Source organism: Psychrobacter sp. 1U2 (assembly GCF_051847575.1).
Map to the genome: position 1 here is coordinate 1 of NZ_JBPYDC010001789.1, position 523 is coordinate 523.

Annotated in this window: 1 pseudogene; it reads right to left on the reverse strand. The window is 43.4% G+C overall.

Annotation, left to right across the window (positions count from 1 at the left end):
• Positions 1-28 precede the first annotated feature (28 nt).
• Positions 29-523, reverse strand: a pseudogene (locus tag ACS8FD_RS24420) (hypothetical protein); the annotation flags it as partial.

Sequence of the window (523 nt, forward strand, 5' to 3'; positions counted from 1 at the left end):
ACTACTCAATTGCCTTATGTTGGTAACGTCAGCTTTGGGTGCGGCTTTTCACATAACGATGTGTTGAAGCAAGACGATCCATAACCGTTTGATGCAACTCATCCAATAATTCATCAAGCTCGTAATCAATCTCCAAAAACAAATCTGTCAACATATCGCCTGCCGTCATTTTTCCTTGTACCATATTATTCTTAGTACGGTGCGGGCTAAAACGTTGAAGTTGCTCATAATGATACAATGCCTCTGGGATACTTTCAGACACCAGTTTATCGATGACAAATTGACGTTCGTTGTGCTGCTGTTGTTGCTGCTCATTGAGCTCACTACTCCACTCACGGTAGCGCTTAAGCTTACCGTTGATTCGGTCTAGTATTGCAACAGCCTCAATCGGCATTGCATTTAGGGTGGCTTCATCGACCACATCAACAAGCTCAGTCATAATCGGACAGCTTCCATGTTTTAGATACCATAATGTATCTGGGTCAAAAGGAGGTCTATTCGCCGGACGCATCTGAGAAAGGTT